At 61.1% G+C, this 24,622-nt stretch carries 25 protein-coding genes; 13 read left to right on the top strand and 12 right to left on the bottom strand.

Annotation, left to right across the window (positions count from 1 at the left end; genetic code table 11):
- The first annotated feature begins 253 nt into the window (after window positions 1-253).
- Entirely contained in the window at window positions 254-1,027 is a 774-nt protein-coding gene (locus tag BLW50_RS12500; protein ID WP_090709068.1) for an MBL fold metallo-hydrolase, read from the top strand.
- A gap of 54 nt (window positions 1,028-1,081) precedes the next feature.
- Here BLW50_RS12500 and BLW50_RS12495 read toward each other — a convergent pair whose 3' ends face one another.
- Entirely contained in the window at window positions 1,082-1,675 is a 594-nt protein-coding gene (locus tag BLW50_RS12495; RefSeq protein WP_090702567.1) for a hypothetical protein, read from the bottom strand.
- A 443-nt stretch (window positions 1,676-2,118) separates the two neighbouring features.
- Here BLW50_RS12495 and BLW50_RS12490 point away from each other — a divergent pair, with 443 nt between their 5' ends.
- The 4 genes from BLW50_RS12490 to BLW50_RS12475 all read left to right on the top strand — a co-directional run bounded on the left by BLW50_RS12490 (window position 2,119) and on the right by BLW50_RS12475 (window position 5,059).
- On the top strand, window positions 2,119-2,418 hold the full coding sequence (locus tag BLW50_RS12490) for a SemiSWEET family sugar transporter (protein WP_090702563.1): 300 nt from the start codon (window positions 2,119-2,121) through the stop codon (window positions 2,416-2,418).
- Between the two features lie 45 nt (window positions 2,419-2,463).
- Complete coding sequence (locus BLW50_RS12485) at window positions 2,464-3,126, top strand: uracil-DNA glycosylase family protein (protein ID WP_090702559.1); 663 nt, start codon at window positions 2,464-2,466, stop codon at window positions 3,124-3,126.
- 109 nt (window positions 3,127-3,235) lie between these two features.
- Entirely contained in the window at window positions 3,236-3,550 is a 315-nt protein-coding gene (locus BLW50_RS12480; protein WP_090702556.1) for an EthD family reductase, read from the top strand.
- Between the two features lie 267 nt (window positions 3,551-3,817).
- Entirely contained in the window at window positions 3,818-5,059 is a 1,242-nt protein-coding gene (locus BLW50_RS12475) for an MFS transporter (protein ID WP_090702553.1), read from the top strand.
- A gap of 7 nt (window positions 5,060-5,066) precedes the next feature.
- Here BLW50_RS12475 and BLW50_RS12470 read toward each other — a convergent pair whose 3' ends face one another.
- The 3 genes from BLW50_RS12470 to BLW50_RS12460 are packed head-to-tail and all read right to left on the bottom strand — an operon-like array spanning window position 5,067 to window position 7,605.
- Complete coding sequence (locus BLW50_RS12470; protein ID WP_090702549.1) at window positions 5,067-6,041, bottom strand: ABC transporter substrate-binding protein; 975 nt, start codon at window positions 6,039-6,041, stop codon at window positions 5,067-5,069.
- A 39-nt stretch (window positions 6,042-6,080) separates the two neighbouring features.
- Window positions 6,081-6,839: a class II aldolase/adducin family protein gene (locus BLW50_RS12465; RefSeq protein WP_090702546.1), complete on the bottom strand. Its 759-nt coding sequence runs from the start codon at window positions 6,837-6,839 to the stop codon at window positions 6,081-6,083.
- A 10-nt stretch (window positions 6,840-6,849) separates the two neighbouring features.
- On the bottom strand, window positions 6,850-7,605 hold the full coding sequence (locus tag BLW50_RS12460) for an SDR family NAD(P)-dependent oxidoreductase (RefSeq protein WP_210186073.1): 756 nt from the start codon (window positions 7,603-7,605) through the stop codon (window positions 6,850-6,852).
- Window positions 7,606-7,678: 73 nt separating this feature from the next.
- Between BLW50_RS12460 and BLW50_RS12455 the strand changes: the two genes are divergently transcribed.
- Both BLW50_RS12455 and BLW50_RS12450 read left to right on the top strand, forming a co-directional pair.
- Entirely contained in the window at window positions 7,679-8,194 is a 516-nt protein-coding gene (locus BLW50_RS12455) for a MarR family winged helix-turn-helix transcriptional regulator (protein WP_170850128.1), read from the top strand.
- 47 nt (window positions 8,195-8,241) lie between these two features.
- The gene (locus tag BLW50_RS12450; RefSeq protein WP_170850127.1) at window positions 8,242-9,237 is read left to right on the top strand and encodes an isopenicillin N synthase family dioxygenase; all 996 of its coding nucleotides are present in this window, start codon (window positions 8,242-8,244) and stop codon (window positions 9,235-9,237) included.
- Here BLW50_RS12450 and BLW50_RS12445 read toward each other — a convergent pair.
- The gene (locus tag BLW50_RS12445) at window positions 9,234-10,118 is read right to left on the bottom strand and encodes a LysR family transcriptional regulator (RefSeq protein ID WP_090702534.1); all 885 of its coding nucleotides are present in this window, start codon (window positions 10,116-10,118) and stop codon (window positions 9,234-9,236) included. The two genes, BLW50_RS12450 and BLW50_RS12445, sit on opposite strands and share 4 nt — an antisense overlap.
- Before the next feature lie 102 nt (window positions 10,119-10,220).
- On the opposite strand from BLW50_RS12445, the gene BLW50_RS12440 reads away from it, so the two are divergent.
- Complete coding sequence (locus BLW50_RS12440; RefSeq protein ID WP_090702531.1) at window positions 10,221-11,282, top strand: NAD(P)-dependent alcohol dehydrogenase; 1,062 nt, start codon at window positions 10,221-10,223, stop codon at window positions 11,280-11,282.
- Between the two features lie 400 nt (window positions 11,283-11,682).
- Window positions 11,683-12,747, top strand: a complete 1,065-nt coding sequence (locus BLW50_RS12435) for a DUF1963 domain-containing protein (RefSeq protein ID WP_090702528.1) — start codon at window positions 11,683-11,685, stop codon at window positions 12,745-12,747.
- 19 nt (window positions 12,748-12,766) lie between these two features.
- Here BLW50_RS12435 and BLW50_RS12430 read toward each other — a convergent pair whose 3' ends face one another.
- Together BLW50_RS12430 and BLW50_RS31250 are read right to left on the bottom strand one after the other, a co-directional pair.
- Window positions 12,767-13,594 carry a YbaY family lipoprotein gene (locus tag BLW50_RS12430; protein WP_090702524.1) on the bottom strand — a complete coding sequence of 276 codons (828 nt, stop codon included), beginning with the start codon at window positions 13,592-13,594 and terminating at the stop codon, window positions 12,767-12,769.
- A 90-nt stretch (window positions 13,595-13,684) separates the two neighbouring features.
- Entirely contained in the window at window positions 13,685-17,746 is a 4,062-nt protein-coding gene (locus BLW50_RS31250) for an autotransporter domain-containing protein (RefSeq protein WP_090702520.1), read from the bottom strand.
- 275 nt (window positions 17,747-18,021) lie between these two features.
- On the opposite strand from BLW50_RS31250, the gene BLW50_RS12420 reads away from it, so the two are divergent.
- Window positions 18,022-18,339 (top strand): GNAT family N-acetyltransferase, encoded by a 318-nt coding sequence (locus BLW50_RS12420; protein ID WP_090702517.1) that lies wholly within the window; start codon window positions 18,022-18,024, stop codon window positions 18,337-18,339.
- A 71-nt stretch (window positions 18,340-18,410) separates the two neighbouring features.
- Window positions 18,411-19,223 (top strand): isocitrate lyase/PEP mutase family protein, encoded by an 813-nt coding sequence (locus BLW50_RS12415; RefSeq protein ID WP_090702514.1) that lies wholly within the window; start codon window positions 18,411-18,413, stop codon window positions 19,221-19,223.
- 9 nt (window positions 19,224-19,232) lie between these two features.
- Here BLW50_RS12415 and BLW50_RS12410 read toward each other — a convergent pair whose 3' ends face one another.
- Together BLW50_RS12410 and BLW50_RS12405 are read right to left on the bottom strand one after the other, a co-directional pair.
- Window positions 19,233-19,685, bottom strand: coding sequence for an anthrone oxygenase family protein (locus BLW50_RS12410; protein ID WP_244544224.1), 453 nt, complete (start codon window positions 19,683-19,685; stop codon window positions 19,233-19,235).
- 29 nt (window positions 19,686-19,714) lie between these two features.
- Window positions 19,715-20,083: an antibiotic biosynthesis monooxygenase family protein gene (locus BLW50_RS12405; RefSeq protein ID WP_090702511.1), complete on the bottom strand. Its 369-nt coding sequence runs from the start codon at window positions 20,081-20,083 to the stop codon at window positions 19,715-19,717.
- 86 nt (window positions 20,084-20,169) lie between these two features.
- On the opposite strand from BLW50_RS12405, the gene BLW50_RS12400 reads away from it, so the two are divergent.
- Window positions 20,170-20,637: a MarR family winged helix-turn-helix transcriptional regulator gene (locus BLW50_RS12400; RefSeq protein WP_090709064.1), complete on the top strand. Its 468-nt coding sequence runs from the start codon at window positions 20,170-20,172 to the stop codon at window positions 20,635-20,637.
- Window positions 20,638-20,696: 59 nt separating this feature from the next.
- On the opposite strand, the gene BLW50_RS12395 is transcribed toward BLW50_RS12400, so the two are convergent.
- Together BLW50_RS12395 and BLW50_RS12390 are read right to left on the bottom strand one after the other, a co-directional pair.
- Complete coding sequence (locus tag BLW50_RS12395; protein ID WP_090702507.1) at window positions 20,697-22,004, bottom strand: M24 family metallopeptidase; 1,308 nt, start codon at window positions 22,002-22,004, stop codon at window positions 20,697-20,699.
- Between the two features lie 72 nt (window positions 22,005-22,076).
- Entirely contained in the window at window positions 22,077-23,090 is a 1,014-nt protein-coding gene (locus BLW50_RS12390; protein ID WP_090702504.1) for a Bug family tripartite tricarboxylate transporter substrate binding protein, read from the bottom strand.
- Between the two features lie 209 nt (window positions 23,091-23,299).
- Between BLW50_RS12390 and BLW50_RS12385 the strand changes: the two genes are divergently transcribed.
- On the top strand, window positions 23,300-24,175 hold the full coding sequence (locus BLW50_RS12385; RefSeq protein WP_090702500.1) for a helix-turn-helix domain-containing protein: 876 nt from the start codon (window positions 23,300-23,302) through the stop codon (window positions 24,173-24,175).
- A 6-nt stretch (window positions 24,176-24,181) separates the two neighbouring features.
- Here the strand turns inward: BLW50_RS12385 and BLW50_RS12380 are convergent, their stop codons facing one another.
- Entirely contained in the window at window positions 24,182-24,604 is a 423-nt protein-coding gene (locus BLW50_RS12380; RefSeq protein ID WP_090709060.1) for a GNAT family acetyltransferase, read from the bottom strand.
- Window positions 24,605-24,622: the final 18 nt, after the last annotated feature.

Genomic DNA, 24,622 nt, shown 5'->3' with positions numbered 1-24,622 from the left:
TTACGGGTTGGATCGGTCCGGGGAGCCTGCAGAAGCGCGGATTCGCGCCCTTAGATGTGCGCTAGCGCACATTGATTGCTGCAATTTGCGATGAAATACGATGGTTTCTTGATGGATTTTCCCGGGGTCGTTTCGGCCGAAGGCCATCTATTGTATAGGATTTTTCATGTTTGCTTCGTCTCCCGCACATGATCTGGTCTCCGTCAATCCAAGCTCGGGAGAGGCACAAAATCAGGCACATAAGGATCGGCAGATGCATCTGACCATCGTGGGCAGCGGCGATGCTTTCGGCAGCGGCGGGCGCTCCAACACGTGCCTGCGGCTCGATTGGCCCGGTGAGGGCCAAGAAAATAAACAAGAAAATAACCATACCGTCGTGGTCGATTTCGGCTCCTCGGCGTTGGTCGCTTGGCATAAACTTGGCTTTAATACGACGGATATCGACGCCGTCGTGCTCAGCCATCTTCACGGCGATCATTTCGGTGGTTTGCCGTCGCTGTTGCTCGAAGGCCAGTTCGTCAGTCGGCGCACGAAGCCGTTGACCATCGTCGGTCCCCAGGGGCTTGAGGCACGCCTGCGCGCCACATGCGAGGCTCTGTTTCCCGACAGCTGGTCAAACCGCTGGAGCTATCCGCTCACCCTGATCGAAACCGCGCCGGGCCATGTCACGGAGGTGGCGGGCTGCAAGATCACGGCGCTGCCAGTCGATCATCCATCCGGCGCCATGTCGCGGGCGCTGCGCATCGACAATGGCAGCAAGGTCTTCGCCTATTCCGGCGACACGTGCTGGGTTGATAATCTCATCGAGATCAGCCAGGGCGCTGATCTCTTCGTCGTCGAATGCTATGCGGGCCGCGAAGCCGTGCCCTATCACATCGACTGGACCACGCTGAAAGCCAACCTGCCGCGTCTCAAGGCGCGCAAGATCATGGCCACGCATATGAATGCGGATGCCTATGCCTTGCGCGAGGAGATCGCGGCCGCCGGCCTCCTGATCGCGGAGGACGGCGGCACGTTCGATCTGTGAGGCCAAGTCCGTTCACAAAGCCTGCCGTTCACAAAGCCTGCTGCCTACATGCTGCTAGCCGACAAGTCGCCAAGCCGTCTGGCCGACGTAGGGCGCGTCTGTTCGCGGATCTGGCCGTGTGTTCGCGACTGACCTTAGGTGTGTCCGTCCGGCTTTCGGCCAGATATTGGCGCCAAGCGCATTGGTCTGCTCCGACCAGTGATCGGTCATGGCATCGAGGAGCGTTTCAAGCTTCTCGTGGATGGCGGCATGGGTGCGCACCGTCAGCAAGGTGCCGCCGCGTCGCACCGCTTCCGAATAGGCATGGGCTTCAGCTTCACTGACGCCGCTCTCGATCAGTGCGCCGGTGATGCCGCCAGCCGCGCCGCCCGCGACAAGGCCGAGCGCCATGGATGCGAGCCAACCGGCCGCCACCACGGGCCCCAGCCCCGGAATAGCGACGATGCCAAGCCCGGCGAGCAGGCCGGCGCTGCCATTATCGAGATGGGGATCGCCAGTCTGATCATCCTGATTGTCATAGGCACGCCAACGGTCGGTGGTGTTGGCGACGATGGAAATGTCGGCACTGGGCACGCCGCTCCGCTCGAGCAGGGCTATGGCCTCCTGCGCATGGGCGAAGTCGTCGTAAAGCCGTGTGACAACGGTCATGGATTTCTCCTTAGTAGAAATGGACATTGCCCAGAACCCGGCCCCGCAACGCGAGGGTGACGCCGAGTGGCTCGCCATGGATTGACGGCTTTGTTCTCAAGCTGATTTCCACAGTGGTTCCAGGAGTTGGAGCGGGGGACGACAGGGAAGGTGCTGGCGCGGATAAAGGTGCTTGTGCGAAGGCACGAACAGACCCGCGACGAAGCCGCCGCGATCGCGAGTGCGCGCCTGAGGTCCTCCCGTCGGTATTGACCTCCAGTTCAGTTCAACGCGGCACACTCAACTCAACGCCCCAGTAACGGGCGAAACCAACCAAGGTTCCCGCGTCAAAATGACTCGCCGCAAAAATTTTGCAGTTCCCTGGAATACTGTCCGAAGTTACCGCTAAGTCTTTGGAACCATTGAAAGGTCCAAGCGTTCGCTGCAAGGGGTCTGGGATTGCCATGATCATTGTCGGCATCGGAACATTCGCGGCGATCTGCTCCATGGCGAGCTTTGTGCCGCAGGCTTGGCGCATCATCCGAACAAGGGATACGGAATCGATCTCGCCGGGGGCCTATTTGCTGACGGTGCTCGCCTTTGCGCTGTGGACCGCCTACGGCCTGTTGCTTGGCGCTTGGCCTCTGATCGTCAGCAATGGCTTCAATCTGTTACTTTCAGCTTTCATTCTCGTGATGACGATTTTGCCGCGGCGCGCCAAAAATGCTGTTGCGGACACGATCGCTCCGAACGAGAAAAAATGAACCAGGGCATCGCCTTGGGCTGGAGCGGCGCTAGGACGATTGATCTTGACCAAGCAAACTGAGAGGGGCGAGACAACGGGACAGCGGAAACTGGCCGCGCTGACGCGCGACATCGCGGCCTGCCGCATCTGCATCGAGACGCCCGACAAGGCACCGCTGCCGCATGAGCCGAACCCGGTCGTGCGGCCATCGTCGACGGCGCGGCTGTTGATCGCGGGGCAGGCGCCGGGTGTGCGCGTTCATGCTTCGGGCATGCCCTTCACCGATCCCTCCGGCGATCGGCTGCGGCAATGGATGGGGGTCGACAACGAGACTTTCTACGACACCTCGCGCATCGCCATCGTGCCGATGGGCTTCTGCTTTCCTGGGCACGACGCCAAGAAAGGCGATCTGCCGCCACGCCGAGAATGCGCGCGCCGCTGGCATGAAGAGCTGATGCAGGCCATGCCGCAGATCGAAACCATTCTCACCATCGGCATCTATGCCCAGGCCTGGCATCGCCAGCGCTTGGGTCTGCCGGTGCCGGCATCAGGCGGCATGACCGATCTGGTGCGCGATTGGCGCGCGGCCTTCGCCGCGACGCCGAAAGTCATCGCCCTGCCGCATCCCTCGTGGCGGAATAACTCCTGGCTGAAGAAGAATCCCTGGTTCGAAAAGGATGTGCTGCCGCGCCTGCGCAAGGAAGTGACCCGGCTTGTCGGGCCGTAAGTCCGGATTGCCGCGCATAAGATTTTTCCATCATCCTGTCGAAGCAGGCCCTTTCGTCGCGACATGGGAGTAGCGATGCCATATCGCGCTACAGACAAGGAGAACAGTGATGGCAAAGATGCTGGTCATCTATAACAAGCCGGCCGATCCCGCAGCCTTTGAAAAGCACTACTTCGACGTTCACGTGCCGCTCGCCAAACGCTTGCCCGGTTTGCGGCGTTACGAAACCAGCACCGGCGCCATTGTCAGGCCGGGGGCAAGCGATACGCCCCATTTCGTCGCCACCCTATATTTCGACAGTGTCGCGGCCATCCGCGAGGCTTTCGCCAGCGAGACGGGCAAGGCTTGCGCCGCCGACCGCGTGCGGTTCGCGCCTAACGACGGTGATTACCTGATGTTGCTCTTTGACGATCAGTCGGTCTGAGCGCGTCAGGCAGGGGCAGATCATCTGGCGGCGCACACATCGTAATGGGCTAGCGCGCCGCCTACAGTCGCTCTATATTGGCCGCGTCGAAAAAGGCAGGTCTGGTATGGTAGGTCCAGACCCTTCCCCTAAGGGAAGCACTGTCCGGTTCCGAAACATCTGGGGCCTGAGGCACCACGGCGATCCAAGCGCTTCGGCGCGCTGGTTCGGCTGGGTGCTCGTTCTTTCGACCTTGCATCGACCGGACCCAGAACGTGAGACCGGTCCATGTATCGTCTAATCCAACGTCAAAATTTTGTTTCCTCCGCTTCCAGCCTGCTGACCGATAGAACCGCGATCCTGGCGGTCACCGTCTTTCTCAATGTCAGTGGCTTCACCATCATCAATCCGGTCGTCCCACTTCTGGTCGGCCGTTACGTGCCTGAATCGCAGCTCGCGCTCACCGTCGGTGTGATCGTCTCGGTCTATGCCGCCTGCGCCTTTCTGGCAGCGCCGGTTCTTGGTGCGCTGAGCGACCGTTACGGCCGTCGGCCGGTCTTGCTTGTCTCACTCTTTGGATCAGCCATCGGCTATGTGGTGTTTGGCATCGGCGGCGCTTTGTCGGTTCTCTTCGCGGGTCGTATCATTGATGGCCTGACCGCCGGCAATATCGGCGCCATCTATGCCAGCGTCGCCGACGTGACGCCGCCCGCTGAGCGCGGGCGCGTTTATGGCATGCTGGGTGCGGCGGGCGGCGTTGGTTTCATGTTCGGTCCGGTGGTCGGCGGTCTGCTTGGCGAAATCTCGCCGACGGCGCCCTTGTTCGCGGCTGCCGTTCTGGCTTTGCTCAACATGCTTTGGGTGCACGTGGCGCTGGGGGAAACCCTGCCGGCTGAGCGGCGCGCGCCGGTGTTGCGCTGGCGCCAGCTCAACGTCCTGTCGCAATTTTCCGGCGTGCTTAGTGATCGTACCCTGCGCATCGCTTTCGCTGCGTCCTTCCTGTTCTATTTCGCCGCCACGATGATGCAGAGCAATATCTCGGTCTTTATGATCGAGGTGCTGCGCTTCGGCCCGCTTGGCATCGGCATGGCCCTATTTGTCGTCGGCATAATGGATATTCTCGCTCAAGGCGTACTGACCCGCCGCTTGCTGCCGCGTTATGGCGAGTACCGGCTGGCGCGCGCCGGACTGATGATCAATGCCGCGGGTTTTCTGCTGATCGGCGCGATCGTGCTGCTGCCGTCGGTGTTCCTGCTCATCCTCGCGATCGTCGTCTTCACCTTGGGCGACGGACTGTTCATGCCAGCGATGAACGGCCTTGTCGCCAATGCGGCCAGTGACGAAACGCAGGGACGCGTGCAAGGCGCCTATCAGGGGCAACAGGCCATCGCCCGCATCTTCGGCCCGCTACTCGCCGCAGCTCTGGCGCTCAATCTTGGCACGAGCGCCCCTTATTGGGCGGGCGCGCTCATCGTCGCGGCGGGGACGGTGATGCTCACTGGTCTGCGGCAGGTGGGCCAGCCGCGATAAGGGCTGTTCATCGCGGCTGAACGAAAGCATTGGTGTAGAAACTCTCGACGGGCGACGGCTTCTCGATCACGCCGAGGTCAAGATAGAGTTTCTGCATCTGCGCCAGAACGTCCGGATCTGTCTCGCCCAGAACTTTCTGTCCCTTATACGTGCGCTCGATATAATTTTGGAACATGCGCAGAACGACATCCTCCTTGCCTTGGAAGGAGGGAACGGCGCGCACGTAGATTTTGGTCGCTGTCTGCGGGTCGTCCATGACGAACTTCAGGCCTTTCAAACTGGCCTGCACGATGGCGCGCACCGTCTCCGGCCGTTTGGCTATCATCGCGTCGGAAGCGACGATCGCCTGTGCCGTGGTCGGGATATAATCCTTGAGCGGCATTGATAGCGTCGGTCCGACACCATCCTGTACGCTGATCTCCCAATCCGGCGTGCAGATACAGGCATCGACAGCGCCAGCAATGACAAGGCCAATCACGCCGCTCGGGCCGACAGCTTGGATGTCCGCCTCGCCCCGGCCGATGCCATGTCGGGCGAGAGCGCCAAGCGTGGCAAAGAAATTGGCTTCCTGGAACGACATCACCGAAATCTTCTTGCCGCGCAGATCCTCGATCTTCTCGATGCCGCGATCCTTCCGCGCCACGAGTACGCCGAGTGCGCCGCCGCCAAGCAAAGCAACGATCTTGATCGGAATGGCGTTGGCGCGCACGACAATCGGCGCGTCGCCAAGAGACAGGCCAAATTCGGCATTGCCGACGCCGACCTGCTTGGCGATGTCGAGCCCGCCACGTGCGGTATGGAATTCTACGTCATAGCCTGCTTCGGCATAGTAGCCGTTTTCTTTGGCCATGATGAGCGGCGAGAAAGCGGGCAGGGCTGGCGGTGCGGCGAGCAGGAAATTGATCTTTTCAAGCGCCTGGCCTGGCGATGAAACGGCTATGGCCAAAGTGGCTGCCAATGTCCTGATGCGGAAACCTCTCATGACAACTCTCCCTGACGCTGAACTGTACGAAGATGTCGCTTAAATCCTGTTGCCGAAAACGGGCCTGGGCGCGCCGTCGGCCGCCGAATACTGCGCCGCGAGCTTGCGTTGAAAATAGGCCCAGGTCTGATCGATGTGACCAGGTCCGATCATTTGTTGGTGGCGCACGGCGCGTTCTTCCGCATCGGGTAAGCGTCGCCACTTCAGGTCAACCGCCGCGGCCATCACTTCGACCCGCGCCGCACGTTCCAGAAAAATGCCGCGACACACCGCCTCCGCAACCGTGGCGCCGCAGAAAACGACGCCGTGATTGGCGAGGAACAGAATGTCGGCTGCGCCAAGCGCCTGGGCCACGTCGCCCCCAGCCTCGCTATCGTTGATCAATGCCGATGTTCCACCGAAGAAGCCAATGCGGGTCAGTTTGTCGGCCTCGATCGTATAGGGATGGAACGCCGGTTCGGCCGCTGTCAGCAGGCAGGCGAACTGCGGATGACTATGGGCGACGATGCGCACATCCGGTCGCGCTTTAAGAATCTCCGAATGGATCGGCCATTCGGAATGCGACCGTCCGCTGCCGGAAAGCTGCTTGCCGTGGAAGGAAAGCGCGACGAAATCCTGTGGCCCTATCACTTCGCCGAGGCCGATGTCGTTGCGCTTCATCCAGAAGAAATCGCCGCTATCGTCGCGCAGGGACAGATGTCCCTGCGCCAGATCGCCATGCCCTTCCATTTCAAGGATACGGCAAGCGAGCGCGAGCTGTTCGAGCTGGTCGCGCATGCGGTCGGAAGGCTTTTCCATGAATGCTCCGTCAGATGAAGAGGCGGCCGCCGTCGCAATTGAGGTTCTGGCCGGAGACGAAATGGCTGTCGTCGGAGGCAAGGAAGAGGAGTGGGCCGATCAGGTCCTGCGGTGTCTGTACGCGCTGGATCGAACGCTGCTTGGCCTCGCTTGCGAGATATTCCGGCGTCGTATTGGCGCGATTGGAACTGCTGTCGGTAAGGCCGGGGATCAGCGTGTTGACGCAGATATTGTACTGGCCGAGTTCGCGCGCCAGCGCGCGGCTGAGACCCATCACGCCCATTTTTGAGGCGACATAGTGGACAAGCCCGTTGCCGCCGACAAACACGCTGCCTGAGCCGATATTGATGATATGGCCGCCGCCGCGTTGGATCATGGCCGGTACGACGGCCATAGTGCACAGCCAGACGCCTTTGACATTGACGGCCATCACCTGATCGAATTCGTCGGGGGTGATCTCGTCGTAACGCTTGCGCGTCAGATTGGCGTACATGGCGGCGTTATTGACGAGAATGTCGATGCCGCCGAACTTTTCTTGCGCCGCATCGGCCATGGCCTTCGTGTCTTGGGGCGAGGATACATCGAGGCGGAAAGCGTGGGCCCGGCCGCCCGCCTCGACGATCTCGTTCGCGACGTGCTTGGCGCCATCCCCGTCGAGGTCGGCCACCAGAACGGCTGCGCCGACATTGGCGAGCGCCTTGCAATATTCCGCGCCGATGCCGCGGCCGCCCCCCGTCACAATTGCTGTTTTGCCTTGCAGTCTCACACTCGTCTCCCACATACGCGAACAATGAACACAGATTGACGAACAGACAATTTATTGTCAATATGAAAATATGATGCAGAAATCAGATATCGAAATTATCGATCAATTGGCCATCGAGGCTTATGCGCTCTCGGCCACCTTTCGGCGCCATGGGGCGGTGCTAGCCGCCAAGGGCGGGCAGACGCAGGCGCGCTGGCAGGTGTTGCGTGCGGCCTCGATGGAACTTCTTTCCGTCCCGCAGATCGCCCGCCGCCTTGGCGTTACCCGCCAGAACGTGCAGCGCATCACCGATGAGCTTGTTGCTGATCGGCTGGTGCAGCTCGTGCTCAATCAGGATCACAAGGCGTCACCGCATCTGATGTTGACCCAGCGCGGGCAGGAAACGCTCGAAGCATTGACGGACGCGGGCGTCGACTATCGCAAGGTCATCTGGCCCCTGGTCCGCCACGTCGATCTTGTTGGCCTCGTCGCCATTCTCAAAAGCGTCAACCACGCCCTTGGTGACGTCGATGTCGAGACGGAGATGAAAGGTGGGGCCAAGTCGTCGCGGCGGACGGGCGAGAGCAAGCGGATCAGAAAGTCATCATAAGTGAGGGTGTGATGGGTAAAGCTGTTGGGAGCGAAACGAGAAGCAGCGTGTCGAGCGTTCCGGTCATCAATCTGTCGCCCTTCGCGGCGGGTGGATCTGTCCAGGAGCGGCAAGAAGTGGCCGGAGCCATCCGCCAGGCCTGTATCGATATTGGCTTCTTCTATATCACCGGTCACGGCATTGCCGGCACCGAGATGGAGGCGACGGTCGCGTTCGGCAAGCAATTCTTTGCCTTGTCGACGGCGCAAAAGGAACTGATCCTCGCCCGCAACAACGAGGCCAACCTCGGGTTCATCCAGACCGGCGGCCTTGAGCCCGATGCCGAGAAACTGACCAAGGCCGATCGTAAGGAGCGGCTTTATTCGTCGCGGGCTCTCTATCCGGGAGAGGTGATCGATGAGACGTCACCCGCCGGCCGGTCGCAATGGTTGCCCGAGGCGGCCTTGCCTGGTTTCAGGACGGCGATTGAAACGGCCATTGCCAATAAAGTGCGGCTGGCTCGCCAGCTCTCCCGCGCCTTTTCCCTGAGCGTTGGCATGCCCGAGACCTATCTGGAGGATTTCCACGACCGGCTCGGCTGCATCCACTCCTTCAATCATTATCCGGCGGTCGATCCCGCTGTTGCCGATCGTCTATGGGGATTTTCGCCGCATACCGACTACGGCACTTTCACCATCCTGCAGCAGGATGATGTTGGTGGCCTGCAGGCGCAGAATGCGGGTGGCGAATGGATCGATGTGCCGCCGAAGGCCGGCACATTCGTCATCAATGTCGGCGACCTGCTGTCGCGTTGGACCAATGATCTCTATGTTTCCACCTTGCATCGTGTGCGCAATCTAAGCCCGCGTCCGCGCTTGTCGATTTCCTTCTTCGCCTATCCAAATCCGCGCGCCACCATTGCCACTCTGTCGAGCTGCGAGGCGACGCGTGGGGTCTATGAGCCCGTTGTGGCCGGCGACTATATCCGCAGCCTGCTGACGCAAGCCTACACCACCGGCCAGACCGGCATTTCGCAGACGACGGCGCAACGCCTGGCGCGCTAAATGCGCATCGCCTCGATCAAGGCCTTCAACGCCGGTGTCTGCCGGCGGCTGGGGTAATAGAGGTAATAGCCCGGATAAGGCGAGCACCATTCGTTCAGGACCGTGCGCAGGCGGCCGGCGGTGATGTGGGATTTCACCTGATCCTCGAACACATTGGCGAGGCCGTGGCCAGCGAGCACGGCCTCGATGATCATCTCGGCATCGTTGAAGATGAGCCTGCCATTGACCCGCACTTTCATCGGCCGGCCGCTCTTCTCGAATTCCCAGACGTAGAGACTGCCGGCGGTGGCGAAGCGGTAATTGATGCAGTCGTGATCGGCGAGATCCTGTGGCCGCCGGGGCGCGGGATGTTTCTTGAAATAGGAGGGCGCGCCGACGACGATCGAGCGCAGCGGCGGGCTGACACGTACCGCGATCATATCCTTCTCGATCTGTTCGCCGATCCGGATGCCCGCATCAAAGCGGCCGGCGACAATGTCGGTGAGGCCGGCGTCAACCGAAACCTCCACCTGGACATCGGGATGTTTCGGCAGAAAGCGCCGCAGCGCCGGCCACAGGCAAGAGGTGGCCGCGTGCCGGCCGGCGGTGATGCGGATGGTGCCGCTAGGCCTGTCGCGCAACTCACCGAGCGCAGTCAATTCGTGGGCGATGTCGTCGAAGGCGGGCTTGAGGGCGCACAGCAGGCGCTCCCCGGCTTCCGTCGTCTCCACGCTGCGGGTCGTGCGCGCCAGCAGCCGCAGGCCGAGCCGCCCCTCCAGCGCTTTCATGGCGTGGCTCAGCGCCGATTGCGACATGCCGAGCAGGGCGGCGGCGCGGGTGAAACTCTTCTGTTCGGCCACGGCCGCGAAGAGGGCGAGATCGCTGAGATCGTCCCGTTTCATTTATGCATCCAGTTCATAAGACTAACCCGATTGTGACATCTAATTGTGGTGGATGTCCCGCACTATCTAGCAGCTCCAACGGCGGCTCTCTGGAGGCTATATATGTACAAAGTTCGTGGTTACGCGGTTCAGGATGCCCAATCCGCGCTGGCGCCATTCTCTTTCGAGCGGCGCGATCCAGGGCCGAACGATGTTCGCATCGACATTCTTTATTCCGGCATCTGCCATTCCGATCTGCATCAGGCGCGCAACGACTGGAGCAATTCGCTTTATCCGATGGTGCCAGGCCATGAGATCGTCGGCCGTGTCGCTGCTATAGGCGCCAATGTGCGCAAGCTGAAGGTCGGTGATTTTGCCGGCGTCGGCTGCATGGTCGATTCCTGCCGCCACTGCGCCGCCTGCAAAGCGGATTTGGAAATGTACTGCGAAGAGGTTCCGACTTGGACCTACAATTCGCATGATCGCAGCGGCACGCAATTGACGTTCGGCGGTTACTCGGAAGAGATCGTCGTCGACGAACGCTTTGTCGTCCATATTCCGAAATCGCTCGATCTTGCCGGGGCAGCGCCGCTGTTGTGCGCCGGCATCACCACCTGGTCGCCATTGCGGCATTGGAAGGTCGGGCCGGGCCAGAAAGTCGGCGTCATCGGCCTGGGTGGCCTTGGCCATATGGGTGTGAAATTCGCCAAGGCGTTGGGCGCCCATGTGGTGATGATCACCACGTCGCCGGAGAAGGGCCAGGATGCGAAGCGGCTGGGCGCTGACGAAGTTCTGGTCTCTCGTGATGCCGAGCAAATGGCCAAACACGCGGGGAGCTTTCACTTTCTACTCAACACCGTTCCTGTGGGCCATGACGTCAATCCCTATCTTGCCCTGTTGAAGCTCGATGGCACCATGGTGCTCGTCGGCGCCCTGACGGAGCTGACGCCGCCACCCATCGGTGGCAATCTGATGATGGGGCGTAAAAGCATGGCCGGCTCCGCCATCGGCGGCATGGCCGAAACGCAGGAGATGATCGACTTCTGCGCCGAGCATAAGATCGTCAGCGATATCGAGATCGTGCCGATCCAGGCGGTGAACGAAGCCTATAAGCGCATGGAAAAGAACGACGTGAAATATCGCTTCGTCATCGACATGGCCTCCCTGCGTGCCGAAGCGGTCTGACGGTTGTTGATAAGCGCTCGGTGTATCCCAGACAGCCGCGCAGCGGCTGCGCGGGGATCCAGAGCGAGCGGTAGAAGCCTGCTCGGGACAAAGTGTCAGGTGGATGCATGGCAAAGCGAAATAGCTGTGGGTAGGTACCTACCGATCTAGTGAGGTTTGCGCGCTGCCTGCCAGGCGGCGCGCATCTTGTTGTGCAATGATTTGCGTAAACGTCCTGATCTTGGCGCTCATATACATGAGATCGCCATGCATACGTGTGCGAGAAAGTTGCTCCTCATGGCGTGGGCGCGTATCTTCCCCCTCCCGCCATCTTCCCTCCCTACGATTTCCGGACTCTTCTGCGATGAACGGGTTTACACGTCGTAGTCCCGTGCAATTCCCGCGGCGGCAGTTTTTCAAGATGATCGGTGCCGCGGGTTTTTGCGCGGCTTTGCCGCGTCAACTGAGTGCGCAGAACGCTGCGACCTTCCGGTCTGGGCCTTATCGAACACTCGATGAATTGTCCGCCTCGCTGACCGCGACAGGCATATCGACCGACGAAGTCCAAACGCTGCTGGCCCTCGCCAAGCCCTCCATCGCCTTGCAGTCGACAGCGGTTGAAGACAGCGAGATCGCTGTGGGCGCCGGCAAGATTGGTGGTTCACCTGATGTGCCGCGTGATTTCATCTGGCCGTTACGCCAGCCGACAGTCTTTGGTCTGGCTACGATAGAAACCCTGCGCAAGTATGAAGCAGACAATTCGGACGAAGACCTCAAGCGCCAGATCGCGCTGAAGGAGGCCTTGGCCAAGCGCGTCGCGCCATTGGCCTTCATGACGCAGATCGATCTGGCTGTCTGCGCCGCTGCGGGGCGGCTCGATGAGGATATCCCGCGCGCGGGCCGGCTCTTACTTTTCTACGATCTCGTATTCAATCCGCAGACGGGCCAGGAGCCCAATGGCAATCGGCTCTTTCAGCTCATCCATGTGGAAACCGATCAGCTGACACGGAAGACGGCGCCCGATCTCGGTTATCCTTTGTTTGGTGGCATTGATGTCTATCGCAATTGCCTGCCGTCGGCGCGGTTTCGGCCTGTTTTCACCTATACGCTGCCGGATCAGCGCGCGGCGCCGATCACACCGAGCTATCTGAACAGACCCTATCCGCACGAGAACTGGAGCGATCTCCAGCCCACCCATCTCGAGGCGTCCAATCGTCTTGGCGGTTGGCCGGAGAATATCAAGAAAGAGATGACGATCGATCTCGCCGCCGCGGACGCGGGTGTCGATATCACGCAGATGAACTATCGTGATGTCTTCAAACGGCTTGAGCGATCAGCGCAGCAATGGGTTTTGCTGCTGCAGATCGGCGCCTATGACAACGACATCAACGACTTCAATGGTCTCTATTATATCTGGATCAAGCGCGAGGATTTGCGCGCCCGCGATTTCAGCAAGGCACGGTTGATTTATCAAAAGGATGAATGACGGAGGCTTCCGGCTGATCCTACATCCGGGCCAGCGTGATGATGGTGCGGCCTTGTGCGTCAAGCAGGATCAGCTTTTGCCGGATAGCATCGACGCGCCAGGCGCGCACATCGGCCAGGGCCGCGAAGAATTTCGCTTCTTGATTCATCGCCGCAGGCGGGCAGGCCATTTTGGTGCTGGCGATCGGGCCGAAGCTCAGCCGGTCGCCGGCGATATTAGCTTTGCCAACCATGCGGTTGCAGCCGCCGCTGCCGCTCACCGCGCCATTGGGCGCGATTTCCAGCACGGTCTGTAAGCGGTCGATGACGCCGCCACCACCGATGTCCTCGGCAAGCCAGCGTCCGTCGGGTCGGGCAGGAGCCGCCGGTTCCTGCGTGCGTGGGCTGTCGGCGACGCGCTCGACCAGGATGTCGGTATCGCCAAATCCCTCGCGTCCGCCAGCAAGCCCATCGGCCGACAGGCTGTGACGCGTCGTATTGATGAACAGCAGCCGGCCGCCGAGCGTGATGCGCGCCTGTAAGGCATAGGTGTGGTTGGCGATGATCTGCGTATCGTCATAGCGCAGGCGATAGCGCAGCGGCACCTGACGACGCGGCCACAAAGTGGTCCGGGCCAAAACCCTGGCTGGAGCATCAGCCAGCGAGATATCCACCAACTGCACCTCGACAAGAGACGAAGGCGGCAGGGCCATCCGCTCGCGATAAGTCACGGTGCCGCTGAGCGAGCGCGATTTCGCTGCGGCGGGGGCTGTGTGGAAGGCGGCCGCCAGAACCGCGACGGCGATGGCGAGTGTGGTGCGCCGCCAAATTCCGGCTTTCCAAGCTCCGGTTTTTGTTGCGATCATCATGCTGCCCTCTTTCGCGAACGAAGGGACGTCCCAGCGTCCGAATGCGCCATCTCAACCATGGATGGCGCATTCGTCAAAGGCAGCGTCATCTCACCATTGATAGCGCAGCGAGCCCTTGCCCGCATAGCCATTGCCGCGATTGGAGAAAGACCCCTCGAACGAGCCGGCGATCGACCAGCCATTATGCCATTTCATCTCCGCCCCCGCCGAGACCAGCGCCGCGTTACGGGCTTGCGCCGCGCCGTTGACGATGAAGCCCGAGGCCGGAAGGTTCAGGAACGATGCGGAGATGCTGCGATCCGGGTTGAAATCATGGGCCCAGGCGAGGCGGCTGCGCAGAGTGAGCGTAGCGTCCCCCATCTCGATGGCCTTGTCGCCGCGCAGGCCCAGCTCGCTGCGCCAGGCGGTGACGCTCTTGGAGCCATAGGACAGGGCGAAGACGCCCGGGCCCGTGATCGCCTGTTCCTGATAGGCCGGTAGCGCGATGTTGGTGAACTGTCCCGCCGCATAGGGCGTCAGGCCGCCAAAGGGCGTGGCGAAGCGATAACCCGTTTCGAGGCGCCCGGAGAACATATGGGCGTTAAACCTGGCGCGCAGCTGATCGAACATTACGCGCCGGTCGGTCGTCACATCTTGCCAGCCATAGGCCAAGGAGCCCGCCACATAAGCGGGGCCGAACGTGTGGCGGCCGTAGATGCCGGCCTGGAAGACATTCGAGGAACCGCTGCCCAGACCCGTGCTGAGGTGATAGCTGGTGCCCGCCCCCCCGAGCGCAAAGCCGAGGAGGGTGTCGGGCGAGACGCGATAGTCAGCGCCGGCCGCGAAACCATAGATGCCGGCGGTGTTGGTATTGGAGCCGACGAAGGCATTGCCCCTGGTCGTCTGCGTGCTGCCATAGCCCGCCGCCCAGACGCTCCAGCGCTGCTGCTGGGTCACCATGAGGGGCTGTGTGCCACGGGGCAAAGGCGCGTAAGACATCGGCAGCATCGCGGTGGTGCGGCCGCTGGCATAGGGATCGGTCATCAGATTGAGGAAGCGATCCATCACGTTGAATGTCGCTTGCTGGAGGCCGGTCGCGGATTCCCCCGAGGCTTGCGTCAAGCCGCCTGCCGTCAGACCGCCCAACACCAGCGGAATGCCGCCGGCTGTGTTGAACGAGTTGACCAGCGCAGTGGCGACATTCGCCTGGTTCACCGTCAGGCCGTTGCCGAAATACGGCGGTCCCGGTGGCACGTAGTTGAGCGTCAGATCGAGATAGGCGTTGTTGTTGTCATAGTTCAGCGCCGTCGAAAAATTCGTTGGCAGGTTGGTGTTGACCGGGCCGCTAAAGGTGCCGTTGACGCCGCCGGCCGCATTGAGAACCGTATGGCGTTTGGTGACATAGGCGCCCGGCTCATAGAAGGCCGACAAGGTGGCGCCATTGAGCGTGGCGATGCCCGTGACATTGACGCGATCGGCGTTCGAGGGCGACACCTCGACCTGATAGGCCGATCCGGCCATGAAGGTGAGATTGCCCTGCACGGTCAGCGTGCCGATGGAATTGCCCGGCGCCAATGTGCCGCCCGCATTGATGGTCGTCGTGCTGACGATGCCATTGCCCGATAGCGTGCCGCCCGAATTCACGATCACCTCTGATGAGGAGGCGATGGAGCCATCGATGCTCAAGATGCCAGCATTGACGGTCGTTGAGCCGGTATAGGTGTTGATGCCGGCGAGCACCTGTTTGCCGGCGCCGGTCTTGACGACGGACACGGGGTCGCTGCCGCCATCGAGAATGATGCCGTTGTAAGTGCTGGTACCGCTCGTGGCGTTGAGGGTCAGCGTCACGGGGTTGCCGAAGCCGGAACTGCCGACCTGGCCGGTGCTGGCGCCCGACAGCGAACGCACAGTGGTGTTGAAGCCGCCCATATCGAGAATGCCGTCGACGATATAGTCGGAATTCGCCGAGAGGGCCGTCTCGGAACCCGCCAGCAGAATTCCGTTGGCGGTGATATGAGTCGGGCCGCTATAGGTGTTGTTGCCGAGGAAGACGACGAAGCCGCCAAACTCACCACCATCACCCGTGATCGTCAAAGTGCCGCGGCCGTTGCCGTCGGTGATATTGCCGAGCAAAACCATGACGCCAGAGGCCGCATCGAACGTGCCGCCGGCGGCATTGATGACGACATCGTTCAACAGGTCGATGACGCTGCCACCGCAACCGCAGCCGGTCGTGGCGACGCGCAGCGTGCCGCCGTTCATCGTCACCGTTCCGGTGCCCAAGGGCTGGGGGCCGTCGAGGTCGAGAATGCCTTGGGTGACGGTCGTGCCGCCCGAATAGGTGTTGATGCCAGAGAGCAGGACGGTGGCCGTGCCGGTCTTCTCGACCGACCCAATGCCGATAATGTCGCTGAAGATTTCCGTGTTGTTGGCCGACTGGTCTAAGGTCAGCGAGCCGCCGTTGATGGCGATAGCGCCGTTGATGTCGGCGACAGCGGTGCCGATGGTCAGCTTGTTGGCGCCACCAGTGAAAGTGATGGCATCGGCCTGCACCGCGCCGTCGCCGCTCATGCCGCCGATGATCGTGCCGCTGTTGATGATGGTGAGGTTGGCGCCGGAGATCCCGGTGCCGCCGGCGCCGGCCTCCACGGCGCCATTGGCTGCGCCGCCAATGCCTCCCGTAATCGCACCGTCGTTGTTGATGGTAGCGCCGCTGGCGCGCACGCCAGCGCCGCCGATGCCCGCGACCTCAGTCCCGGCAATCCCGCCGTCTCCACCCGTGATGGTTCCGTTCGTCCGATTGTTGATTGTGCCGCCAGTCGCATCGATCCCGGAACCACCATTTCCACCGCTGCGTCCCAGGGTGTTTCCAAGGCTGCCATCGGCGACGCCGCCATTGCCGCCGGTGATGCTGCTACTGTTGTTGACTGTGCCCCCGCCTAGCCGCACGCCGGCGCCACCTGCGCCCGCAAAGCCGCCGCTCGTGCCGGCGAAAGCATATCCACCTCGACCGCCGGTTATGACACCGGCTTCATTGTCGAGGACACTGCCTGTCGCGAGGCTGACGCCGGCGCCACCCGCGGCGGCTTGGCCATCGACGCCGCCAAACCCATAGGATTGCGCACCGACGCCGCCTGTGATGCTGCCGTTGTTGGTCAGGACGCTTGGTGCTCCAGAGCGGAGCATCACGCCATCGCCGCCAACGCCCGCGTATATATTTGCCCCGCCCATACCCCCAGTGATCTGACCACTGGCCATATTGGTGATCGTCGTGCCCCAAGCCTCGATACCGGCACCTCCGACACCGCTGCGGCCTGCGAGCTGGGGAAATTGTATATAGGCTGTAGAGCCACCGACGCCGCCGGTGATGATGCCAGCGTTTTCGATGCTGCCATTGTTGGCCAATATACCGGCCCCGCCATCGCCGCCATCGCCGCCAAACGAACCATAGCCACCGTTGCCGCCCTGAACGTTGCCGCTGACGTTGCTGATACTGCCACCTGATTGCAGAAAGATACCCGCACCACCGCCGCCGCCATGCGAGAAATTATTGGGGTTAGTGAAGTCGCCATTCCCGCCATCGCCGCCGCTGATGGTGCTGCTGTTGATCAGGACGTTACGGCCATCCTGTGCGAGAAGACCGGTTCCGCCGCCGCCGCTGCCGCGGCCGCTGCTTGCAGCGATGACACCGCCGCCCACGCCGCCAGTGATGGTTCGTCCATTCGTGTCTGTGGAACCGTTGCCGGTTAGCACAAGGCCAGTGCCGCCACCGCCGCCGCCGGAGAGACTGGTGACGCCGTTGCCACCCACATAACCCTGAGCCAAAGGCGTCGAATTCGAAACTGTTCCGCCGCCGGCGCCACCCGCGTTTCCGCTGCCACTGCTTCCGCCGTCTGTCGCTGAGCCAGATTGACCGGGATTGATGTCAGCGCTTCCGCCTGGGCCAAAGCCGCCACCGCCCCCGCCGCCGCCAACGATGCCGCCGGCATCCGGCGTGCCATTGCCGCCTCTGCCGCCGCTGTAAAGAATTTCCTGACCGATGGCCGAGCCAGATGTGAGCACGATGCCTAGGCTGCTGGCTAGCAGTAGGGTCATCACCGACACACCGGAAAGAAACGCGCCATTGCGCCTCGGCATGGCGATGCCGAGCCTGGAAACCTGCCATCCGAACATTGTGCCCAAAGCCCCAATCGCGGCAGCCAAGCCCCTGGCCACATTCCCGCGCGATTCCTGCATCGTATAGCGATGATTCTGCCAACGCCAGCCCCGCTATCGGCCTATCTTTCTGTGGCATAAAGCTTTTTTGGCTTGTGTGGGGATGCGACCACACGGCGTTCCTGGCCGCTTTTGCTCAATTGGGCCGATGGCGCCCTCGACGGCGGCGAAACCAGGCGATATCGACGGAAGGGGAGCCCAAGAGGCAGGGGCAACGCGGGGTTGAAGGATTCATGAGCGCGATCACCATCACGAAAGACATGCGCGACGCCAGCCACGGCCGCTACGTGGCGCACGTCGCCGGCATCGACGCCGAGGCGGAAATCGCTTTCACCATTGAAGGCCCGGGCATCGTCAGCGCCGACCACACCGGCGCGCCGCCGGCTATGCGCGGCACCGGCGTGGCGCTCGCTCTTGTCGAACATATGGTGGCCGACGCCCGCCAATCCGGCTTCAAGATCGTGCCGCGTTGCCCCTATGTGCGGGCGCAATACGCCAAGCGTCCGGAATGGGCCGATGCCTTCACCACAAAGCCCGGCGAGGATCCATAATCGCAGCCCAGCCATGATTTGCCTGGCGCGCTGGTTCGTCCGACAGTCGCGCCCCCATCGGGAGGCCTCTCATGTCTCAGCCGCAAGCTTATGAGCATTTTCTGGCGCTGCATGCGCGCACCTTCATCATGCCCAATGCCTGGGATGGCGCTTCAGCGGTGCTGCTGAAGCGCGCCGGCTTCGAGGCCTTGGGTTCCACATCGCTGGCCATTGCCTTCGCGCTTGGCCGGCTCGATGGCTTCCATGCGATCAGCCGCGATATTGCGATGGAGAACGCCAGTATGCTGGCGCGGCTCACCGGCCTGCCGATCAATGGCGATCTTGAAGATGGTTTCGGTCCTTCGCCGGAAGATTGCGCGCTCACTGTGCGCGCCGCCATCGCCGGCGGCCTTGCCGGATTGGGCATCGAGGACACGACCGCTGATCCGCAGCATCCGATCCATGATTTCGACGCTGCCGTGGCGCGCATCAAAGGCGCGGTGCAGGCGGCGCGCGGCCGCATCGTGCTCACCGCGCGCACCGACAATTTCCTGCAAGGCCGGCCCGATCTCGACGACACCATCCGCCGCCTTGTTGCTTTCGCGGAACTGGGTGCCGACGTGCTCTATGCGCCCGGCCTGCCGGATCTCGATGCGATCAAGAAAGTCGTGCGCGCCGTAGCGCCCAAGCCGGTCAATGTGGTTGTGGGACCGCGCAGCGGCCCGGTGCCGTTGAAAGTTTTGGAAGAAGCGGGCGTCAAGCGCGTCAGCCTCGGCGGCGCGCTCTACCGCCGCGTCATGGCTGATCTCGTCCAGGCGGCGGAGGCGCTGAAGAACGGCGACATCGCCTCGGCGGCTAAGGGCATTGCCCATAGCGAGATCATCGCGCTGCTGCCGAAGGTGTGAACTGGGCGTTCAACGCGCGATCGCGACAATGCCGAGGATGGAGGCGACGAGCGCCAGAACAATGCGCAGACTGTGGAGCAGGAGCCAGCTGTCGAGTTTTCCGGAGACTTGATCCAGAGGTACGGCTTTGGCGGCAAATTGCGCATTGCTCGGCAGATGATAGGCAAACGTCACAGCCAGAACCGCGATGATGCAAGCTGAGGCGACCAGCCAGAGCGTGCGCCCTGTCGTGTCGCCCCAACTGATGTATAGCGAGCCCGCGAGACCGATTAGGGCGGGAGCGACGACGAACGGAATGACTTGCGCCACGAAATGATTGTTCTGGCTGAACCAGTCGAGAAACCCTTGCGGCGGTAAGCTTTTCCAATAGGCGCCGAGGATGACGCCGATCGCCAGCATGACGCCGGCGAACATCGCGGCTCCCGAAATCGCCAATATGTTGAAGAGCAAACGCATGGCCATGGCTTTCTCCTTGCAACCTTGGAAGGGGTCTATGTGACGCAGATGCCGGGAACCGCGATCTTCTGGAACAGATGCGGCGAGGCGACGGCGCTCGACGGATAGCTCGCCAGCCGGGCATGAAACTCCGGATGCGTAAAGGCGGCCCGGAACGCCGCCGTCGATTCCCAGACGGCGTAGTTGAGATAGGTCGGGCTGTCGCCGATGGCGCGGTGAAGCTGCGTCGAGATGCATCCCGGCTGCTGTGTCATGAAATCGGCGTCGTTGCGCCAGGCGGCGAGAAACGTCTCTTCGTCGGCGATATCGAGGGTGAAGACGTTCACCAGAACGACAGGCGATGCATCGATGGCAATCTGCTTTTCGATTGGAAAAGCGGGATCCATGGGGCGCCGAACCGGCATGACACGCTCCTACGATGAACTATATTGGCATCATGGTGTCATCTTGCATATTGACATCATAATGTCAATTAAGGTGTATGGTGCCCATGGTAAAGAACAAAAGAACCACGACGGGGGCGGCCGTGACCGACCTCATTCTGGATCTGTTTCAGGTCAATAACCGCATGCTGACGGCCGGAGACAGGCTCGTCGCCGAACTGCGGTTGACCAGCGCGCGCTGGCAGGTTCTCGGCGCCATCGTGGCCGCCGATCGCCCGCAGCCTGTCGCATGGTTGGCGCGTGACATGGGCGCGAACCGGCAGAACGTCCAACGCATCGTCAACGATCTGGAAAAAGAAGGGCTCGTCGCCTTCGAGCCGAATCCGCATCACCGGCGCGCGCAACTGGTCAGTCTCAGCGAACACGGTAAGACCGTTTACGACCGGGCGTTGAAGTTGCAGATACCCTGGGCCGAAAGCGTGGCCGAGGGCCTGACGCTCAAGGATATCGAAACGGCGCGCACTGTTCTGGGGGTGCTGCGCGACAATCTTCAGGCGCAGGTCGAAGACAAATAGGAGTGGCGCGCCGGCTCACGCTTTGTGGGCCTGACGCGCCTGGTTCGTGGAGCCTGCGCTCAAGTGCCTGCGATTGCCAATTCCAATGGAAATGTATCGACGACTTCGTGGCCATGCTCGTTGAGAATGAAGGTGTGCCCCAGGAAAATGCCGAAAAGCCCATCCATGGTGATCGGGTTGGGTTCCGCCATGATGATCATCCCCGGCTTCAGCAATTCGACCGTGTGATGCTGGCTGCCATATTCCGTCGTGACATGGGGTTCGTCGGTGACAAGATCAATGCCGTGGCAATGGATCGGCCTTGATTGCACGCCTTTCTCGCGAAAGAATTTCGACGCTTCCCACATGTTGATGACCGGCTTGCCAGGAGCGATTTCGGCGACGATTTTGCGATAGCCGGGCAGGGTGATGTCTTCCCAGAATTTGCGCACCATATCGGTCGGTTCGCCGATACAGACGGGTGAGCCAATCTGAGCGGTATAGCCTCGATAGGCCGCGGCAAGCTCCATATTGATGATATCGCCCTTCTGCAGCACCCGGCTCGAAGGGCGAGGGTTGCCGAAAATCATCGCCGGGTTTGCCATCGGGGTCGAGCCGATGATGAGAAAGTCGATATCGCCGCCGCCTTCCAGGATCGCGTTCGCCGCCGCCGCGCGCAGTTCATATTCCTTCACGCCCGGCTTGGCGCGGGCGACGAGGGCTTCCATGGCGCGTTGCGTCAGCACTCCGGCTTTGCGGACGCAGGCGAGTTCTTCCTCGCTGTGGATCACCAGAAGTTCGTGCAGGAAGTCTTTCGTGAATATGAGTTCCGCGTCGGGCAAGCCGCGACGCAAGACCTCATATTGATTGACCGGCATGTAATCGCCATGACGTGGGTCGATCTCCATCAGGCCGATGCGACCGCGTTCGAGCTTGAGTTCGCGCAACCGTTCGACCATGACATCGGCATAGCGCCCGCCGCGACTGTGGCGAACGTCCGTCACTGCAACCTCGACCAGTCGGCGGACGGCCTCCGCATGCGTGCCGCCCATCGAATAGATCATGGTGGGCTCACCGTGCAGGGGAACCAGGATGTAGCAGCACAGCGCATGCCACTCCCAATGGCCCGTAAGCCACGCCATGCCGCCGCCAAAGCTCCAGTGACTCGGCCCTCCTGGCACGATCATGCAATCAAGCCGATGCTCGCGCATTTTGGCACGCAGCGCTTCATAGCGGCGCGCATATTCTTTCGCCGAAAATTGCTCGTAGACAGCATCTCTATAATAGGGTGTATCGCGCATATTGGCGAAAGGGATCGATTGGTCCAATCGGCCGCGCAACGCCTGCCATGCGTTCGTGCTGGTCGCTTGCAATGTATCGCTGGCCATAAGTTCTTACTCCATCGAAGTTATCAGTGTTCTGTGATCTCTATCTTGTCTGTTGAGAACGGCCTCTGTCGGTCAGGGCGTGCCGACCCTTGTGTCTTTCAGAAGCTCTCGATAAAGTTTCTCATCTGACTTCATCAACTCGTTGAACTCATCGGGCGTGCTACTGGTGAGCTCAAAACCCTGTGCCTGCAGCCGTTCGATGACATCGGGCATCTGCAACACGCGGCTGATGTCGGCATTGATCTTGTTCAGGATGGGCACTGGCGTATGTGCCGGCGCCATGGCGCCGAACCACGCATCGTACTGATACTCTGGCAGGCCAGCCTCGGCGAAGGTTGGAACATTAGGCAGGGCGGGGCTGCGCTTGGACGTTGCGATCGCCAGCGCTTTGAGATTCCCGCCCTTGGCCTGCTCGACCGTCAGATTGAGCGCCAGAAAATAAATATGAGAATCGCCACGCAGAATTCCGATCAGCGCATCGCCGCCGCCCTTGTAGGGAATTTGAACGAAATTTGTGTTGGTTATTTTCTTAAACAGCTCGGCGGAAAGGAAAGAGGTGCTGCCGAGACCCGCCGACCCATAATTCATCTGGCCAGGCTTCGTTCGTGCCAGGGTGATCAGCTCCTGCAGCGTGTTTGCCGGGAGCTTGGGTTCCGTCACCAAGACAAGAGGGACGGATGCGAGTTTGATAACGCCTTGGAAGTCCGCGATCGGATCAAACGACAGGCTTTTGTTGATGAGCCCACCGACGACGTGGCCGTTTGACATCATCATGAGCGTGTAGCCGTCGGGGGCGCTTTTCGCCACACTCGCGGTTCCCGGCATGCCGGGTCGATTTTCAACAACGACGGATTGCTTCCAGATGTCCTGCAGCTTGTCGGCGATGACGCGCGCCAGCCCGTCGACGGCGCTGCCGGCTCCAATCGGCGTGACTATTCTGACCATTTGATTGGGAAAGTTGTGCGCCAGGTCGGTCTTGGCGGTGTCGGCTTGCGCCGATGACAGGTTTATCGACAAAACGGCGATGCCATACGCGGCGATCTTGCGCCAAGTGGTCTTGAGCCAAGTGGTCTTGAACCAAGTCATGTCCGCCGCCCTCCCAGGCCTGAATTCTTATCTCCGGGCTGTAAGTCGCCGTTAAGTTCGCGTCTATCACGGCGGGGCGAATTGTCTGATTTCCGTCATTTCCGGCTCTCAAGGCTTTGGGGCGCTGGGGCGGGAGGCGACGGACATTGCTGGTGGCGGAGGTTGCTGCTAAAAAATAGGTCTGACTTTTGCAGCGCAGGTGTAGCCAGATGTCGTTGGGAACACAGCCACTTGCCGACGCCCCCCATTCCTCATGGCTCGAGGTTAAGCACGAGCAGGCGTATCGGCCGGCGCATGTGCGCCATCGGCATGAGTTTCATCAGATTGGCGTATGTCTGAGAGGCGGGGCCAATCTCGCGTGGTGGAATGAAGACGCTGGCTTGCGGAAGGTTCTCGCCGGGAACAGGAATATTGTCATCAATCCCGCTGAGGCTTGTCATTCCATTGATTGGACCGGCTCCTTGGAGCGGGTCATGCTCGAATTGGATTGCGGGGTTGTAAAGCGGGTCGCAGCCGAGCTCGATATGCGCGACGATATCAGCATCCAGGGCACGCCGAACGGCCGCGACGACACGATATGGCATCTGGCATTCATGCTGTATCGAGAAACCGCCACCAATCCGCTCTCTTCAGCGCTCTATGCGGAATCGGTCGCCAATCTCCTCGCCGTTCGTTTGCTGAGACATTTCACGGACGCTAAGATTGCTCCCAGCCTGCCAGTCTCACCTCTGACCAGCAAGCAGATGGCGATCATCGATGAATATATCCATACCCATCTCGACGCGGATATTGATGTGTCGCGTTTGGCTGGCGTGTTGAACCTCGGCCCTCTGCAGTTTTCGCGTCGTCTCAAGGCAAGAACGGGTGTGTCGCCACATCAATATGTCACGGGCAAACGCGTTAACCGCGCCTGCGAATTGCTGGACGCGACAAAGCAGTCAATCGTCGACATAGGGTTGGAAGTTGGCTTCAGCGGGCAAAGCCATTTCGCGGCGCGATTTAAGCAGGTCGTTGGGGCTACCCCACGCGAATACCGCAACATCAGACGTGGAATGCAATCGGATCGCGGCGGGCGGACAAACTGATCGCAGTCAGCGGTCCAGCCACTTCGCCATGATGACGCGCGGTGTCTCCTCATAGCCCAGATGATCGTAGAAGCCGATGACCTTGGTATTGGTCTCGCGCACCAGCAATTGCACTTTGACGACGCCCCGCTGCCGCAGCCAATTCTCGCCCGCCGTCACCATCTGCCGGCCGATGCCGCTGCCACGCGACGTCGGGTCGGAAGCCACATAATACAGCCAGCCACGATGGCCATCATGGCCGACCATGACGGAGCCGACGATGCGACCTGCCGCATCCGTCCCAACCAAAATATCGGATGCCGCGCCGCCGCGTGCGAAGCGAAAGTCAGCGCCGGGATCGTTATAGCTGACGACGAGATCGCAGGCACGCCATAGGGCTGTGACTGCGCTTTCGTCATCGGATTTGGCGCTTCGGATTGTCAGGCTCATCAGCGTACTCGAAAGTGA

Source organism: Beijerinckia sp. 28-YEA-48, from assembly GCF_900104955.1.
In the GTDB taxonomy this organism is placed as follows: domain Bacteria; phylum Pseudomonadota; class Alphaproteobacteria; order Rhizobiales; family Beijerinckiaceae; genus Terripilifer.
The sequence above is the reverse complement of the archived record's forward strand: the minus strand, read 5'-3'. Positions and strand labels throughout refer to the sequence as shown.